The 17,892-nt window shown below is 39.1% G+C and carries 9 protein-coding genes; 4 read left to right on the top strand and 5 right to left on the bottom strand.

Annotation, left to right across the window (positions count from 1 at the left end; all coding sequences use genetic code 11):
* The first annotated feature begins 676 nt into the window (after positions 1-676).
* Complete coding sequence (locus AAEZ22_RS16030) at positions 677-2,302, top strand: alpha-glucosidase family protein (protein WP_352298005.1); 1,626 nt, start codon at positions 677-679, stop codon at positions 2,300-2,302.
* Positions 2,303-2,362: 60 nt separating this feature from the next.
* Here the strand turns inward: AAEZ22_RS16030 and AAEZ22_RS16025 are convergent, their stop codons facing one another.
* Positions 2,363-2,905, bottom strand: a complete 543-nt coding sequence (locus AAEZ22_RS16025) for a TIGR00645 family protein (protein ID WP_011328031.1) — start codon at positions 2,903-2,905, stop codon at positions 2,363-2,365.
* Between the two features lie 224 nt (positions 2,906-3,129).
* Here AAEZ22_RS16025 and AAEZ22_RS16020 point away from each other — a divergent pair, with 224 nt between their 5' ends.
* Entirely contained in the window at positions 3,130-3,372 is a 243-nt protein-coding gene (locus tag AAEZ22_RS16020) for a hypothetical protein (protein WP_011328030.1), read from the top strand.
* Between the two features lie 169 nt (positions 3,373-3,541).
* Here the strand turns inward: AAEZ22_RS16020 and topA are convergent, their stop codons facing one another.
* Together topA and AAEZ22_RS16010 are read right to left on the bottom strand one after the other, a co-directional pair.
* Positions 3,542-6,259: a type I DNA topoisomerase gene (gene topA, locus AAEZ22_RS16015; protein WP_352298001.1), complete on the bottom strand. Its 2,718-nt coding sequence runs from the start codon at positions 6,257-6,259 to the stop codon at positions 3,542-3,544.
* Between the two features lie 255 nt (positions 6,260-6,514).
* Positions 6,515-11,503, bottom strand: a complete 4,989-nt coding sequence (locus AAEZ22_RS16010) for a beta strand repeat-containing protein (protein WP_352297998.1) — start codon at positions 11,501-11,503, stop codon at positions 6,515-6,517.
* 189 nt (positions 11,504-11,692) lie between these two features.
* On the opposite strand from AAEZ22_RS16010, the gene AAEZ22_RS16005 reads away from it, so the two are divergent.
* Positions 11,693-13,018, top strand: coding sequence for a dicarboxylate/amino acid:cation symporter (locus tag AAEZ22_RS16005; protein ID WP_352297995.1), 1,326 nt, complete (start codon positions 11,693-11,695; stop codon positions 13,016-13,018).
* Positions 13,019-13,104: 86 nt separating this feature from the next.
* Here AAEZ22_RS16005 and sohB read toward each other — a convergent pair whose 3' ends face one another.
* Both sohB and AAEZ22_RS15995 read right to left on the bottom strand, forming a co-directional pair.
* A complete protein-coding gene (gene sohB / locus AAEZ22_RS16000; protein ID WP_338411346.1) occupies positions 13,105-14,121 on the bottom strand; it encodes a protease SohB in 1,017 nt (338 codons plus the stop codon).
* Positions 14,122-14,221: 100 nt separating this feature from the next.
* On the bottom strand, positions 14,222-16,651 hold the full coding sequence (locus tag AAEZ22_RS15995; protein ID WP_350593721.1) for a VolA/Pla-1 family phospholipase: 2,430 nt from the start codon (positions 16,649-16,651) through the stop codon (positions 14,222-14,224).
* A gap of 206 nt (positions 16,652-16,857) precedes the next feature.
* Here AAEZ22_RS15995 and AAEZ22_RS15990 point away from each other — a divergent pair, with 206 nt between their 5' ends.
* Positions 16,858-17,604, top strand: a complete 747-nt coding sequence (locus AAEZ22_RS15990) for a YciK family oxidoreductase (RefSeq protein WP_011328024.1) — start codon at positions 16,858-16,860, stop codon at positions 17,602-17,604.
* Positions 17,605-17,892 lie beyond the last annotated feature (288 nt).

Below are 17,892 nucleotides of genomic sequence, written 5' to 3'. Positions count from 1 at the left end.
CGTTACCCATAGTGTGATCCTCTCTCGTTACCCATAGTGTGATCCTCGCTTTGTTTGAGTGATAGTCAAACAAAGCGAGCTAATTTTGTTGTCAGGATTAATGTTAACGCTCTCTTCATTTTATTAACAACTTTATGCATACGTATTCAACACTCGCACATTGACAACATATTAACATAAAAGCCACTCATAACAGCACAAACGCTTGTTTTTAATAGACTTTCATAAATTCGTATTAATTACTTAATAAATTTAGTTAAATAATTATATTTATCAATAAATGGCGCAAGTTGTTAAATGTAAACTGCATAAAAATAACCATATTTAAGCTGATCCCTGCTCTGTATACGCTTATTGTTGGGCGTACAATTGGTAAGACCAATGAAGTATAGAGGCGATTAACTCAAGCCATTGTTAATAATGATTAAAATAAGAATTAACCTATAAATCAATTTAAAAACCTTAATTGGTAAGGTTGTTTTCTCGCTAATTTAAAATATTTAATTGGTTTTTAGTGATTTTTTTAATACTTAAAAAGTGTGTATTTTACTGCATACGTATGTAGTATTTTTACAGAATCACGGGCTTCACGTATGCTTTTTAGAAATATTATATGGTGAGTTAACAAACCATATTTAGCGTAATCGAAATACGGTGTACAATGACGGAGAAAAGCATGACCCAACAGCAGTGGTACAAAGGTGCGGTAATTTATCAGGTTTATCCGCGTAGCTTTCAAGATAGCAACAATGATGGTATTGGTGACTTAAAGGGGATAATTAATCGCATTGATTATATTAAAAGCTTAGGTGTTGATGCTATTTGGATTTCACCTTTTTTTAAATCGCCAATGAAAGACTTTGGTTACGATATTAGCGACTACCGAGATATTGACCCAATATTTGGTGATTTAAACGATTTTGATGCGCTAATTGAACAAGCGCATGCCCGCGATATTAAAATTATTATTGACCAAGTACTCAGCCATACCTCTGATCAACATCAATGGTTTTTAGATAGCCGCGAAAATACCACTAATGATAAGTCTGATTGGTATGTTTGGGCTGAGTCAAAAGAAGATGGTACAGCACCTAATAATTGGTTATCTATTTTTGGCGGCCCGGCATGGCAGTGGGAGCCGCGCCGAGGTCAGTATTATTTACACAACTTTTTTACCGAGCAGCCCGATTTAAACTTTCATAATCCAGATGTTAGACAAGCTGTGCTTGATAACGTGGAATTTTGGCTGAAAAAAGGTGTAGATGGCTTTAGGCTCGATGCAATTAACTTTTGCTACCACGATGCGCAATTACGCGACAATCCTGCAAAACCAAAAGATAAGCGCCAAGGCCGCGGTTTTAGTGAAGATAACCCGTACGCGTTTCAGTATCACTATTACAACAACACCCAACCAGAAAACATCGAATTTATGCAAGATATTCGTGCCTTACTTAATAAGTATCCAGGTGCGGTTTCATTGGGTGAAATATCATCTGAAGATTCACTCGCTACCATGGCGCAGTATACCCAAGGTGGCGATAAGCTACACATGGGCTACAGCTTTGAATTACTCACTGATGACTACTCTAGTGAATACATTAGAACAACAGTGCAAACGCTTGAGCAGCAAATGACTGAAGGTTGGCCTTGCTGGGCGTTTAGTAACCATGATGTAGAACGTGTTGCGAGCCGTTGGAGCGACAATGGCGAAATTAACCCTGCCCAATGTAAAATGCTTACAGCCCTACTCGCTTCACTGCGTGGTAGTGTATGTATGTATCAAGGGGAAGAGCTAGGTTTGGGCGAAGCAAACGTGGCCTTTGAAGACTTACAAGACCCTTACGGAATTACATTTTGGCCTAACTTTAAAGGCCGTGATGGCTGTAGAACTCCAATTCCTTGGGAAAATGAGCAAGTAGATTATGCTGGGTTTAGTGAAAATAAGCCTTGGTTGCCTGTAGACACAGCACACAAATCTCAATCGGTAGCAGAGCAAAATAGCGATAAAAACTCTATTTTAAACGCGTACCGTGAATTTATGGCTTGGCGTAAAACGCAAGCGGTGATGATTACAGGCGATATTGAGTTTATCCAAACGGCTGAACCGATCCTGGCGTTTTATAGAACACTTAATAATGAAAAAATGCTGTGTGTATTTAATTTAAGTGCGCAACAAGCAAGATTAAGTTTGCCGGTGGCTATAACTAAAGCGTATGACACGCTTTCGCATCACAATGCTACTTTGAGTAATAACCAGCTAATAATGAATGGTTTTGGCTGCTATTACGCCCAATGTAGCTAAAAGTCATTTAATATAAAAAAAAAAGCCTGAGTACGCTCAGGCTTTTTTATAGCTTACAACTTAATGACTGCTAGTTTTACAGTTTAAATAATCGGTAAACGCAAACAGTACCCCTGAAACAACAAAGGTTAGGTGGATTACTATTTTAAATATAAGCTGATCTGATGAATATTGTGCTGAGTTTAAAAATACTTTTAATAATTCTACAGCAGAAATAGCAACAATTGCACTGATCAGTTTCATTTTCAAACCGGAAAAGCCAACTTTTCCCATCCAAGCAGGCCTGTCTTCATGGTTATTAGTTTTAAGCTTAGACACAAAACTCTCATAACCGCTAAAAATAACTATCATTAACAAGCCAGCTAAAAGCGTGGTGTCAACCAATGTTAGAATAGCAACTAACATATCTTGATTAGACGCACTAAATACTGAGCTCCCCATATAGTAAAGCTGCTTAAAAAACTTTATTAATAATACTATTACCGCAAATAATAACCCAACAAAAAATGGTGCTATTAACCAACGTCCATTAAATATAAAACACTCCAATACCGATTCTATTTTATTTGTTTTGGTTGGCTTAGAGCTTGATGATTCGTCCATGTATGATCCTAATTACCATTAAAATTTAACATTAACTTATTTCCTATTCTAATACAATGAGTTGAGCCTATTGCAATTTTAGTATTCCTTATCCTGACGATAAAAATATTTCGTTATCTTTTATTTCAAATTCGATTAAAAATCAGCATACCAACAGAGTTGTTCTGGCTTGGGCACACTTGTTTTAAATAACAACTGTCATAACATTTTTTAGGAATAAACAAATGAACAAAGCATTGCTAGCATTAATCGTAGCACCTCTATTTGCACTGTCTGCACTTAATGTGGTTGCAGAAGATGCGGCGGACGCTTCAGCTGAAACAGTTAAAGAATACACAGAAATGTGTGTTAACTGGGCTAAAGATGACGACGTAAGCAATGAAGAGCTTTATGGCTATGTATTAAAGTGCGTGAATGATGAGCTTGTATCAGAAGGCTACAAAAAGGTCTCTGCAGTAAAAATTTAATTAAGTTTATTGTCTAATTAAGTTTATTGTCTAATTAAGTCTATTGCTAATACAGCCGTTGCGATCACTTTTAATTAGATATAAAAAAACCGGAATCGACACTCAAAGTGTATTCCGGTTTTTTATTGCTTTCAAAAAGAGAAAAATTAAATACTTATATTAGTATTATTTATTCATCATCTTTTTTAGTTTTTGCTTTAACCTTAGTTTTAGCAGGCGCTTTTTTGGCAGCTGCTTTCTTTTTTGGTGCTGCTTTTTTCTTCGCTTCTTCAACCCACTTACCCGCAACATAATGCGCAGTCCAACCGGTCGCTTTACCGTCGACTTCGGTCATTACATACTGCTCTTTATTTTTACGGCTGTAGCGTACAACAGCTAAGTTTCCATCTGGATCTTGTGCTGGTGCATCGGCTAAGTAATAAAACTTAGGTGAAATACGGTCTCTAAAGCGTTGTAACTCTTCAACCTTAGGCGCACGTGTTTCGCGCGATTTAGGGAAGGTATTTGCAGCCAAGAAAATACCTGCAGCGCCATCACGTAAAACAAAATACGCATCTGACTTTTCACATTCTAATTCGGTAATGTGAACAGGGTCTTCTTTTGGCGGCGCAGCTTCGCCATTTTTAAGTAACTTACGGGTGTTTTTACATTCGTCGTTATTACAACCAAAGTATTTACCAAAACGTCCCGATTTTAATTCCATATCCGCGCCACACTTATCACATTCAATAAGTGGCCCGTCATAGCCTTTAATTTTAAACGTGCCCTGCTCAACTACGTGTCCACTACATGCTGGGTTATTACCACATACATGTAATTTACGGGTTTCGTCGATTAGATATGAATCCATTGCCGTTTCACAAATTGGACAACGTTTCATTTGCATTAATGTTTCGGTTTCAAGATCTTCTGCATCGGCACTGTCTGCGGCAACTGCTTCATCGCCCGATACTAAGTTCATCGTTGTTGTACAACGCTCTTTTGGTGGCAAGTTATAACCAGTACACCCTAAGAACACGCCAGTAGATGCGGTACGGATACCCATTTTACGGCTACAAGTCGGACATTCAATATCAGTTTCGACCATTTCATTAAGACGCATTCCGCCATTTTCAGGCTCGTCTTTCGCAACAGTTAATTGCGTTGAAAAGTCGGCATAAAACTTATCGAGTACTTCGGTCCAAATGCGCTCGCCTTCGGCGATATCATCTAAACGACCTTCCATTTTGGCGGTAAAGTCAAAGTTCATTAAGTCTTCAAAATTTTCTACTAAGCGGTCGGTAACTATTTCGCCCATTTTTTCAGCGAAGAAACGACGGTTTTCAACCCGTACATAACCGCGATCTTGAATAGTAGAAATAATAGATGCATAAGTAGATGGGCGGCCAATACCACGTTTTTCAAGCTCTTTTACTAAACTCGCTTCGCTAAAACGCGCTGGCGGTTTAGTAAAGTGTTGCTTAGGGTCAAGTTCAATTAACGTTAATGTTTCGCCTACTGTTACTGCAGGTAAAGACTGATCTTCTTCGTTCTTTTTACGAATAGCAGGCTGTACTTTAGTCCAACCATCAAAGCGTAGCACACGGCCTTTGGCTTTTAGTTGGAAGTCATTTGCTGCTACCGTTAATGTCGTTAAGTCGTATTCTGCAGGTACCATTTGGCACGCTACAAATTGACGCCAAATTAGCTCATATAGTTTTTTAGCATCGGCATCAACCCCTTCAATATGCCCCGAAAGCACAGTTACACTAGATGGACGAATTGCTTCATGCGCCTCTTGTGCATTGCCTTTTGAGCTATAATTAATAGGATCTTTAGGTAAGTATTTTTCACCAAATTGCTCTGTTACATATTCGCGACACATAGCAACCGCATCTTTTGACAGATTAGTTGAGTCGGTACGCATATAGGTAATGTAACCGCCTTCGTACAAGCGCTGCGCTAGCATCATGGTTTTTTTAACGCCATAGCCTAAACGTGTACTGGCTGCTTGTTGCATAGTTGAGGTGATTAAAGGCGCACTTGGGCGACTTTTACTTGGTTTTTCGTCAACGCTTATAACTTTATATTCTGCATTCTCAAGGCTTTTAACTGCTGCGCTTGCCTGAGCTTCATTTACTGGCTTAAATGGCTTGCCTGCTTGTTTGGCTACTTCTAAGCGTAACTCTGACTCTGCATTTTTAACGTCGGCATGAATATCCCAAAACTCTTCAGGTATAAACGCTTTAATTTCGCGTTCACGCTCAACGAGTAAGCGCACTGCTACCGATTGTACGCGTCCAGCCGAAAGTCCACGTGCCACTTTTGCCCACAGTAAGGGAGATACCATAAAACCAACAACACGGTCTAAAAAGCGACGTGTTTGCTGTGCATATACCATATCGGTATTAAGCTCACCGGGTGTTTCGAATGCTTGCTGAATTGCGTTTTTTGTAATTTCGTTAAAAACCACACGCTTATATTTTGCAGGGTCACCGCCAATAATTTCTTGAAGGTGCCAAGCAATTGCTTCCCCTTCTCTATCCAAATCCGTTGCGAGATATATTTGGTCAGCGTTTTCGGCAAGCTTTTTAAGCTCTTGTACTACCTTTTCTTTTCCGGGCAGTATTTCGTAATGTGGTTCCCAGCCTTTATCAGGGTCAATGCCCATACGCGCGACTAAGTTAGAATAGTCTCGTTGCTTTTTATACGCTGCTTTCTCTTCAGGTGGTAATTTACGCACTTCAGCCGGCGTTTTAGTCGCTGGCACTTTGTTTTTTCCAGAACCTGAAGTAGGTAAATCTCGCACGTGTCCAATACTGGACTTTACGATGAAGTCATTACCTAAATATTTATTAATTGTTTTAGCCTTAGCAGGTGACTCTACAATTACTAGCGATTTGCCCATAGTTGCCTATTTCTAACCAAGTTTTTTAAAATGTGTTTAGCCGACATAAGCGGCACGAATATTTATAGGTATATCTACAAACACTAATTGTTACAAGCTTTTAATACAAACTTTTCAGTTTTAAGCGAATAAACGAACAATTTCTGCGTTTAATTTAAACAAACAGGTGTTTTTAGAGTAATTGATGGGGAATATATAGAATAGAAACAAAAAATGCCAACCTTATGGTTGGCATTTTTTTAAAACAGCATCAAATTACAGTTTTTTGTCATGTAATATTGTTATTGAAGTAGAGGTAATTAATCCAGATGTTGCTGTTGCAGTAATAGTTAAATTACCACTTACAACACTATTTTTGTCCTCTACTAACACTCTTGAGATGCCAAACGACAGGTTAATAGGTCTGATACTTGTCGTATTAGGGAACACGTAATCAGTTGTACCTGATAATTTCCCTTCTTCTGAAGTGATTTTTACAGTTGTTTCTGCTGGTAATGGATTGTTATAAATATCAGCTATATAAACTGTCGCGCCAGCACTTGTAACACCGGTTGCTTCGGTCAAATCTATTTGTGAAATTTGACACATTTTAGCGCTTGTTAAATCATTCGGTACTCTTCGAATCACCGGGCTTGCAGGGTCACTATTCACATGCACTTCAGACGCTGTTACTCCCGGTATTGCAGCGCAATCGTTGGCAAAAGTAACAACTCTGAAAAATGCAGCATCACCAGACATAACAATTTCTTGGTTTTGGAATACATTAACTAGGTCGCGACTACACAAGTTAATAGCAACATCTTCTGGCCTACATAATAAACCATTGTACATACTGTTACCTGTTGTCCACAGTCCATCATTATCAAAGTCTATAAACTCTTCAAATTCATCACCTTTAGAATTATTTACCGAACAATGATCTGCTGGTGCATTACAATCTTTACCGCCATAAGTGCCGTCTTCATTATTATCAATAAACGCTTCTGGAATATCAAACAGCTCACTAAAAAAGTCTTGGCTATCGAAGTACCCATTACCATTTAGATCTGAGAATGTTTCTTCACCTATAGCATAAGCAAGCACTGTTGCTCTGCCGCCTAAAGGAAGATCAACACTGTAGTCATTATTCAAAATACCTAATGGACACGGCAAGCCTCTATCACACTTCTGTGCAATTGTATTTTCATACATAGTTTCAGTGAATGGACGAGGGTTACTACTACGCCATGTTACTGAGCAAGCGCCATTTAAAGTCGTACAACTTGGTTCTATAACACCACCTTCTGTAATAAAGCTCACTGCGGTACCATCGGGCACAGGATTATTGAAATGATCTGCTAGCCTTGCATTAACGGTCACCTCGCTGCCATCAACGTTAAGCCCATGTACGTTGAAAATTGAGCGTGATAACGAAAAGCTATTTTGATCTGCAATACCCGTACTAATTACTAACACGTCTGATGGCGCAGATACTGTTACTGTGTCACCATCAATATCTTCTTCTATTGATGCAATTACACGTACGGGAGTTGCAACAACACCAGATTGCACTGTTGTTCTAATTTCACCTAGTGCATTTGTTATTGCTGAATCGGCTCCTAATGTTATACCACCCACAGCCGTTGATAACGTAAAGTCAACCGTTCTTGAAGCTAGATCGTTACCATTAGCATCAACAAGCTTAAAGACCACTTCTGATATTTCACTTCGATTTGCTCCGCCCGTACCTTTAAGTGATATTACCGGTTTAGTAACCTCAACAAATTGAATAAAGCCAATATTTGCCGGTGATACATTAATCGTTGTGTTAGCTGAAACAGTATCACCACCAGTTATTACACTGGCTGTTATTATATCTCCGCCTACACACGTTAAAGGTCGATAAGTAGAACGCGCAAAACCACCAATACTCGTCACTTTCTCATCAATTACAGCTAAGGCAGAGTCGACACATCCAGATGAAAACTCAACATTTAAAGGCGCTGTATACAAGCTACCGTCTTTAGTGATTTCTACTGAAACGAGTGCGGTTGAACCTGCAGTTAAAGATTGCCCACTTGCTACAGAGCTAGATATAGCAATATCAATATCAACTGCTGCAATTTGAAATGCTTTAGTAAGGCTGCTGTTTAAAACAGATACGGTAATCTCACCAGCACCAACATCTCGCCCAGGGATTATATCTAGCAAAGCGATACCGTTTTCATCAGTGATCGCGGTACCTGTACTTGGTGATATAGAGCCAATCGCAGTTGTTGCAGTAACTAACGTTTGTGCTAGCGCTGTAGTCGAGTCTTTCTTATTTACCTGTATATAAAGAATCCCTGCAGAATCGCCGGAAATACTGGCAGTTTCTTCACACGAGCTTACATTTCTGATTGTTTTAAAGTCTGAGGGGCAATTTTTTAATATGCTAAAACTTATATCTGCACTGCTTTGATTAGGATCGATAGCATCGCCACGAGTATAAAAACCTAATTTAGCTTCAACAGCCTCAAACTGCGCTGTAACAATGCCTGCACCTTCAACAGTCCCAGAAGTAAGATTTAGTTTTGCAATTCCCTCTGCATCAGTTAAGGCAGTACCAGAACTCGGTAATAAGCTCCCTAAAGTTGAGCTAAATGTTACAACTTTACCTACAGCAGGCATGCCGTTTACATCTAAAATAGTCGCCACAACCAAGCCACTATCAGCTGCGCTAATTTCACTTATTTGTGTTAAATTTGTAGAAGATAGTAAACTTAAATCTATAGTGAAATCATTAGATGTACCAGGAGGAGGCGCATCACCTTTAGATGTATAAGTGAAAGAATTCGAATCAAATGCAGTATTTTCGTCAAGCTTATAAGTAGCAGAAATTATACCAGCACCTGCCTCAATGCCTGTTAGTAAGTCTACTTTTGCGATACCTTCAGCATCTGTCATTGCGGTACCGTTTGATGGATTGATTTTACCAAAGCCCGACAAATCAAATTGAATTAATTGATATGCACTTGGTTGTCCATCTACTAATAACTTTGCTTGTGCTACTGCTGGATGTTCAAAATCAACCATTCTTGTTTCTGTGCCATCTGAAGCTATTAAATTAACTGTTAGCTGTGCTTTTTCAACAATAACTGCTTCAAAGTCAAATGGTTCAGATGAGTAAGTTTGTCCTTGATTGATGTAGCGAACAACTACACTTGAAGCTCCGGCTACATTACCAGAGGTTAACTCAATTTGAGCTACACCTGAATTATCTGTTAACACACTTCCAGATTCTGGATTCAAAGCACCTATATTTCCATCAAGAGCAAAAGTCACGCTTTTACCAGTTACAGGAGCACCAATATCATCAAGTACAGTGGCTTTTAAATCTAGTGCTTCTAAACTGGTTACAGTATTTGATTGAGCACCTGTTTCTTTTGAATAACCTTGAATACTCAACGTATAAGCAACTTGATCGCCACTTGATTGAAATGAAAATGTATCTTTATAACTCACACCATTGATTGTATACGATGCAGTAACTTCACCTGCTCCGGCTTTTTCTCCTGCTGTAAGCTTTATTACTGCAATACCTGTATTGTCTGTAATAGCTGTTCCTGATGTAGGATTTAGCTTGCCAATATCATCCACTAAGCTAAACACGACGCGCTCACCAGTAACTGCCTTACCTTCTTTAGTCAGTATCGCATGCAAATCTAATGGCTGCTCAGCGGTTACACTATTAGATTCACTACCGTCTAATTTAGAGTACCCTTTTAAAAGCAATTGATAAGCTTCTTGACCACCAGTAGATTGAAATGAAAATGTATCACTATACGTTACACCATTTATTGTATAACTGGCAGTGACTCCACCTGCTCCGGCTTCCTCTCCTGCACCAAGTTCTATCTTAGCAATACCAGTGTTATCTGTGATAGCTGTTCCTGATGTAGGATTTAGCTTGCCGATACTGTCTGCTAAGGTGAAAGTAATACGCTCTCCTGTAACAGCAATACCTTCTTTAGTTAACGTTGCATGTAAATTTAAAGGCGAACCTGCAGAAACAGTGTTTGATCTACTTCCGTCTGCTTGTGAAAACCCTTCTAAAGATAAAATAAATAAACTTGTATCATTACCCCCTGCATCTCCTGCAGACTCGAATGCAAATTGACTAGTATACGTTTCGCCATCAACTGTATAGCTTGCAGTAACAACACCAGCTCCTTTTACTGTACCAGCTGTAAGGTCTAATGTTGCAATACCATCGCCTTTTGTTAATGCACTACCAGAGCTAGGGTTCAATACACCTACTTCATCTGCCAGTGTAAAAATAACTCTTGCACCATTAACTGAAGAGCCATCTTTTTCAAGCTTTGCTTTGAGCTCTATAGCTGAGTTTGCAGACACTCTATTTGATTTACTACCATCAGATTTTGAAAAACCCTCTAATGATAAAGTAAATAAATTTGAACCACTGCCATCCGCATCCCCTGCAGACTCGAATGAAAACTGGCTAGAATACGTAGCGCCGTTAACAGTATAACTAGCAGTAACAACACCAGCTCCTTTTACTGTACCCGCGGTAAGATCTAATGTTGCAATACCGTCGTCTTTTGTTAACGCACTACCAGAGAGCGGGTTTAATACACCAACTTCATCTGCCAATGTAAAAGTAACTCTTGCGCCAGTTACCGCAGAGCCATCTTTTTCAAGTTTGGCTTTGAGTTCAATTACTGAACTTGCAGACACTCTATTTGATTTAATACCATCTGACTTTGAATAGCCTTCTAATGCTAAAGAAAATATGCTTGGATCATTAATATCAGCATCCCCTGCTGACTCGAAATCAAACTGACTAGTATATGTTTCGCCATCAACCGTATAACTAGCAGTAACAGCTCCAGCTCCTTTTACGGTGCCTGCGGTTAATTCTATCTTCGCAACACCATCATCTTTTGTTAAAGCGCTGCCAGAGTTTGGGTTTAATATCCCTACATCATCTGATAAAGTAAAAGTAATTCTTGCGCCACTAACTGGTACGCCATCTTTAACAAGTTTAGCCCGCAAATCTAGCGCAGAGGCCGCTGTAACAGTATTCGATGCACTGCCATCCTCTTGGGAGTAGCCTTGAAGCGTAACGGCGTAGGTGGGTACATCAGGTGTTGTTCCTCCGTTACCATCACCTATACTGCCCTCCTTTTCAAGTGAGCCACCACCACCACAAGCTGTGATAAAAAAGCTGAGCATCATAATGCTTAGCAGTCGTGTTAAAGGCATAAACCTCTCCCTAGCGTTATTATTATTAACTTTGTATTGTTTACCTCATATTAACCTATAACTTAGTCTAAAATCACAGTTTTTTGATACTTTCTTTGATAAAAAAATTTAAATTATTAATAAATTTTTCTGTATAAATATTTACATGCTGGTAGGCTGTGCCAAATTTATAAAAAATAGATTGGAAATATGTCGAAAATACGTTCAATGAGCTTAACAACTCGCATAATGATAGGCATGGCATTAGGTATTGCCGTAGGCTTTTTATTTCAAGCTATATTAGCTGGTGAAGACGATTACCTAATACCACTTGGGTTATTCTCTTTGCCAATTAAAGCTTTTTTTGTTGATGGAATTTTTCACATTGGTGGGCAAATATTTATTGCCAGCTTAAAAATGCTGGTTGTTCCTTTAGTATTTGTATCTTTAGTGTGTGGCACATGTAGCTTAAGCGATCCTAAAAAATTAGGCAGCTTGGGTGGTAAATCAATTGGTTTATATTTAATTACCACAGCCTTAGCTATTACTCTGGCTATTACTTTGGCTTTACTGTTTAGCCCTGGCGTAGGTATTGACTTGCCAACAGATGCAAGTTACGACGTATCTGAGGCACCTACCTTAGCGCGCGTTATTATAGATATGTTTCCAACCAACCCTTTTGAAGCTATGGCAAAAGGTAATATGCTACAAGTTATTGTTTTCGCATTACTGTTTGGTATTGCTATGGCACTTAGTGGTAATGCCGGAAAGCGCGTAGCGGTGGTTTTTGAAGATCTTAATACGGTAATTTTAAAGCTAGTTACTTTATTAATGAACGTGGCGCCTTACGGGGTGTTTTTCTTAATGGCAAAGCTATTTACCACCATAGAGTTAAACTTAATTGTTAGCTTGGCTAAATACTTTTTTGTAGTGGTTGCTGCATTATTATTACATGCGTTTGTAAATTACAGTTTGTTATTAAAACTATTGACTGGTTTAAACCCTGTAATTTTCTTAAAGAAAATGAAACACGCTTGTTTGTTTGGTTTTAGTACTTCAAGTTCAACTATGCCAATTACTCTTGAAACAGCCACTAAAAAACTCGGGGTTAATAACTCTGTTGCTTCATTTACTATTCCGCTAGGTGCAACCATAAACATGGATGGCACTGCCATTATGCAAGGGGTTGCCACTGTATTTATTGCACAAGTGTTTAGTGTTGATTTAACCATTTCTGATTACTTAATGGTAATTTTAACGGCTACGTTAGCGTCTGTTGGCACGGCCGGCGTACCGGGTGTTGGCTTAATTATGTTAGCAATGGTACTTAATCAAGTAGGCCTACCGGTAGAGGGTATTGCAATAATTATTGGTGTAGATAGATTACTAGATATGACCCGCACTGCAGTTAATATTACGGGTGACTGTATGGTTACCTGTGTGGTTGCTAAATCTGAAGGTCAGTTAGATGAGTCTATTTATAATGACCCAAATGCAGCGAAAGATTTAGAAAACATAAGTAAACCTATGAGTTAATAAATAACTTCGCATTAAAAAAACCCTTGATTAGTTCAAGGGTTTTTTATTGGCCAAAGCTAATTAAGCTTAAAGTAATCCACTATTTATGGGTTTAATGATTTAAACTTAGAAACTAAATTAACCCCGGCCTTATTAACTGCACTACTAAAACCAAGTGCTAACTTGTCACTTAAACCTTTTTTAATCTTATATTTAATCTTATAAATTTGACGCTCATGTTGCTGCTCTAGCAATGCATCATCACTGGTTTTTATTACGTCTACCAAGCCTTTATCTATCGCTTGAGTTGCAAACCAATGCTCACCTGTAGCCACTGAGCTTATATCTAAACTTGGGCGCTGTGTGCTTACGAAAGTTTTGAATAAACCATGAGTTTGCTCAATTTCTTCACGAAATTTTTCACGCGCTTTATCAGTATTTTCGCCAAATAAAGTAAGGGTGCGTTTAAACTCCCCTGCGGTTATTTGCTCAAATTCCACATCGTTTTTCTTTAATATTTTATTAAAGTTAGGTATCTGCGCTATTACGCCAATCGAGCCTACAATAGCAAATGGCGCTGCAATAATTTCATCAGCAACACAAGCCATCATATAACCACCACTTGCTGCCACTTTATCTATAGCAACACTCAAAGGTATACCTGCATTTTTAATGCGCTGTAACTGTGAAGCTGCCAGCCCATAACCATGCACTACTCCGCCACCACTTTCTAAACGAATCAGTACTTTATCTTTGCTCGCATCAGCAATAGAAATAATAGCGGTTATTTCCTCTCTTAAACTCTCTACTTCATGTGCATCCATACTGCCTATAAAATCAACCACATATAATCGTGGTTTTGGCTCTTTATTGTCATTTTTTTTATTGTCTGCCTTAAGCTTTTTTTGATGTGCTTTAAGTTCTTTTTTACCTAAAGTATTGTGTAAAAAGCTTTGTTTAATATTATCTAGTTGTTCAGATATATTATCTATTTGTATTTCACCCTTTTTAGCTTTTGGCTTAACTGCCGCACCAACTATCAGCATTAAAATAATGGCTATAGCAATAACAAAAGTAACCGTTTTAGCGAAAAACAAACCGTATTCGTATAAAAATTCCAACACTTTTCTCCATTTATAAATTTCAGCTAATTTAGCATGCTTTTTAACAAAAAAAAGCCACTAAACAGTGGCTTTGGTTACTTAATTGCGTTGTAAGCTATTAATCGGTCACAACATCACTATTTGTAATTAACAACAAGCGACCACGAGCGGCTAAGTAAGTTGCAATTTGCAATTGCATTTCAGAGTTAGCAGCTAAGCTACCTGCAGCATCCGAACCCGCCTCTTCGCTAGGCGCTGGTGTTAATACTGAACCATGATGCCCTTTAGTAAATTTAACTAAATAGCTAGACGGCGTGGCACTAGGTGCTTGTGATGTACTCACTGTATCTAAGCCCATAAAGTTGGCCAGTGGTAAACTACCTGCAAGCGGATTGCTAGCAACACTTGGAGGAATAACTTGATCTGACTTATTACCTGCGCCATCGCCCACTACCACGTTCATATATACAGGCGTTTCGAGTGCTTTAACGGTTGCGGCATAATTAGTTGGATCGCCACTATCTAGTGCAGTTTGCGCTGCAAAAGCAAATTGAGTCATTACGCCTTTAATATTTGCCAGCTTACCCGTTTCGCCAGCCATAGTTAAAGCCGTTGCATATTCGGTATAACCACATGATAGGAAGTCTTGCATATTTGGTAGTAACACACCGCAGTTAGAAATTGCATCACCTTGTAAAAATGCATTAAATTCAGTGGCTTCGGTTGTACCTGCTTGTGATAATACCGAGCCTTGAATAAATGGGCCAAACGCAGGTGATTCTAATAAGAAACTGGCAATACCACCGCCGCCACTTGCAAGCGCAACTGTATTAACGTTAAACAGTGGGTCAAGTGTTTCAGCCATTGGGCTATTTGCTTGGGCAATAAACGCCGGTGCTACAATTGAACCCAGTGAGTGACCAACATAGCTCACATCTTTACTGTTTATACTTGTATCATTAATAAAGTTTAGGCCAAGACGCAAGCCTAATAAATCGGCGCTTGATTGACGTAAACTATCACGGGCAACAAGCAGTGAGCTTAGGTTCATATAACTAAGTACTGAACCTGTGGTTGCATTAAAGTCATCGTTACCGTCTGCATCTACGTCAATTCCTCGCTCGCCATGGCGCGGATGATCAATTGCAATTGTGGCAAAACCCTGAATAGAAAGCTGCGCCGTTAATGTCAGCATGGTTTCTTTATTGGTAGTAATACCGTGCTGCATAATAACCACAGGCCAGCCACTTTCAGGCATAGCAATAGGTGCTAATTGTAAACTTGCGCGCACACCATTAATTATAGGCAAAATAGGTTTAGTCACTTGCACTGGCACATCGGCCATACTTTGCACTTTAGGAATTGAATTATATTTGGTTAAATGACGCGTGCTATCTAACCCTAAATCACGTAATTTACCACCGCTTAATGCGGCACATGCGCCGTCATTTTCACTAATTGGATCAGTAGGAAATGCAGCACCTGCTTGTGCTTTATAACCCAATACAGCAACTGCGTTATCACACATGCCTTGCCAATAAGTGTCGTTTAAATCGCTAATTTCTTTACCTGTAGGCGTACCTAAATACATAGGCAACATAATGCTACCTTTTTGATACTGCACACCTTTAAAGGCGTCACTAACAGTAACACCTTGTGATTGAAATACTTGCTGTACATTTACCATTGGCTGAGTAGGTACAGTAATTGCTGGTGTCGGTAAATTTGGATTTTGCAGGCTCGCTGCTAATAACTTTTTAATTGTACCAAGCACAGGCCCTGCCGATTGCATGGTCATTGCAGCAGAGAAAATAATCTCATCTTTAGTAATATTGCCTGAACTAACCACTACATTTTCGTAGCTATTAACTACGCCTTGCAGTGATAGTTGTTCTGGCGTAATTAATGGCGCTTCTTGTTTTACTGTAGCGTAAGTAGATGACGGCTCAATAGCACGCCCCTGTGAGTCTTTAAGCTCCGTTGTTAATACATTAATATAAGAGCTGCCGGCTTTAAATGGCTTAAGTGGAATAACCGCCACCGCATCACCAGATGCTTGGGTGATAAAGTCAACACCAAATTGCAACTCACCTACTAGTTTACAGGCAGCACCTGCAGGTGCTTGTGAGCATTGTTCATCGGTTAAACTTGCTCCCATTATCACTTCAAAAATACGTACTGAACCTGGTGTACCTGCAGAGGTGGCATCTAGGCTTACATTTGGTGGGAAAGTTAAATCTATTTTAAAAGGAACTTGAGTAGACCAGCCATCAAGCGCACCCAGTGCAAGTTGAGGGTTAGCATAAGCAGCACGAGGAATAGACACATTAGCGTCATTTAATTCCCCAGGAATATTTAAAGTACCATCTTGGGTACCGCTCATTAATAAATCATTGGGTACAGATATAACCCCATTAGCGGGATCAAACTTTACCGTCGCCTTTGGGATAACTGTAACCGAATCGTTTTTAACATCTTCTAGCGTTTCTCCGCCGCCACAACCTGCAAGAGCAGCTGTAACCGAGAGTGAGAGTAGCATTTTTTTCATATTGTTGGCTCCGCACATATCTTATTTTTATAGTGTGTTTATTAAGTATATTAAGTTAAAACAATGTAATCAGTTTATTAATGAGACATTAGACCAGTTAAACTTAACGTAAACTTTCTACTTTCGCCACCTAAATTTACAATAAATTCGATTACTTAATGTTTTGCTATGTTAAAATCAAAAAAAATTCATCCATGGGTACATTTATGAACACCTATCAAGCTGCTGAAAATGCACTTAAAGATAAAGTTATTTTAATCACCGGCGCAGGTGATGGAATTGGCCGAGTAGCTGCAATTACATACGCTAAATACGGCGCAACTGTTATTTTATTAGGCAAAACAACTAATAAACTAGAATGTGTTTATGATGAGATTGTTAAAGCAGGTTATCCACAACCGGCAATAGTCCCTATGGATTTAAAAGGCGCAACTAAGCAAAACTACCGCGATCTGGCTGCCACGATAGAGTCTCAATTTGGCTGCCTTGATGGCTTATTAAATAACGCGGGCATTTTAGGCACGTTAGGGCCACTTGAGCACTTTTGCTCGTCAACCTTTGAAAACATAATGAAGGTTAATGTCACCGCGCAAGCTATGATCACTAAAGCGCTGTTTCCTGTACTGCGCAAATCTAAAAATGCATCTGTAGTATTTACATCATCTGGCGTGGGCCGTAAAGGTCGCGAATTTTGGGGGCCTTATGCAATTTCGAAATTTGCTGTAGAGGGCATGATGCAAACATGGGCATGTGAAGTCGGTAAAACCAATATACGTATTAATTGTATTAACCCTGGTGCTACACGCACTTCAATGCGCGCTAGTGCTTATCCTGGTGAAGACCGAGATAAACTTGCAACACCTGAAGACTTAATGCCTACTTACTTATATTTAATGAGTGATGATTCGAGTAATGTAAATGGCGAGTCGCTTGACGCTCAAGTAAAAAAATAGCTATTACTCTAATGTAGATACATCGAGTAGGGTGAGGCTTTTGCCTCATCCCTCTCACAGAGCCGTACGTACGGGCCTCGTATACGGCTCCTGTATTCTTCTATCCCTTCGGCTTATTTTCTAAACGCCGATTGAGCAAGCCATCCTGTACTTACTTTTCCCATTGAATATAAACCTTGCTCCTCAAACCATTGGTTTGGCATCGCTACATTCGATAATGGACTTAGAGAGTTTCGCCATGAGTTCATTTTGATGAACTTAAATGGCGGCTTTTTCCCTAATTGTTTT

Source organism: Pseudoalteromonas sp. 20-MNA-CIBAN-0454 (genome assembly GCF_040308685.1).
GTDB lineage: Bacteria > Pseudomonadota > Gammaproteobacteria > Enterobacterales > Alteromonadaceae > Pseudoalteromonas > Pseudoalteromonas nigrifaciens.
The sequence above is the reverse complement of the archived record's forward strand: the minus strand, read 5'-3'. Positions and strand labels throughout refer to the sequence as shown.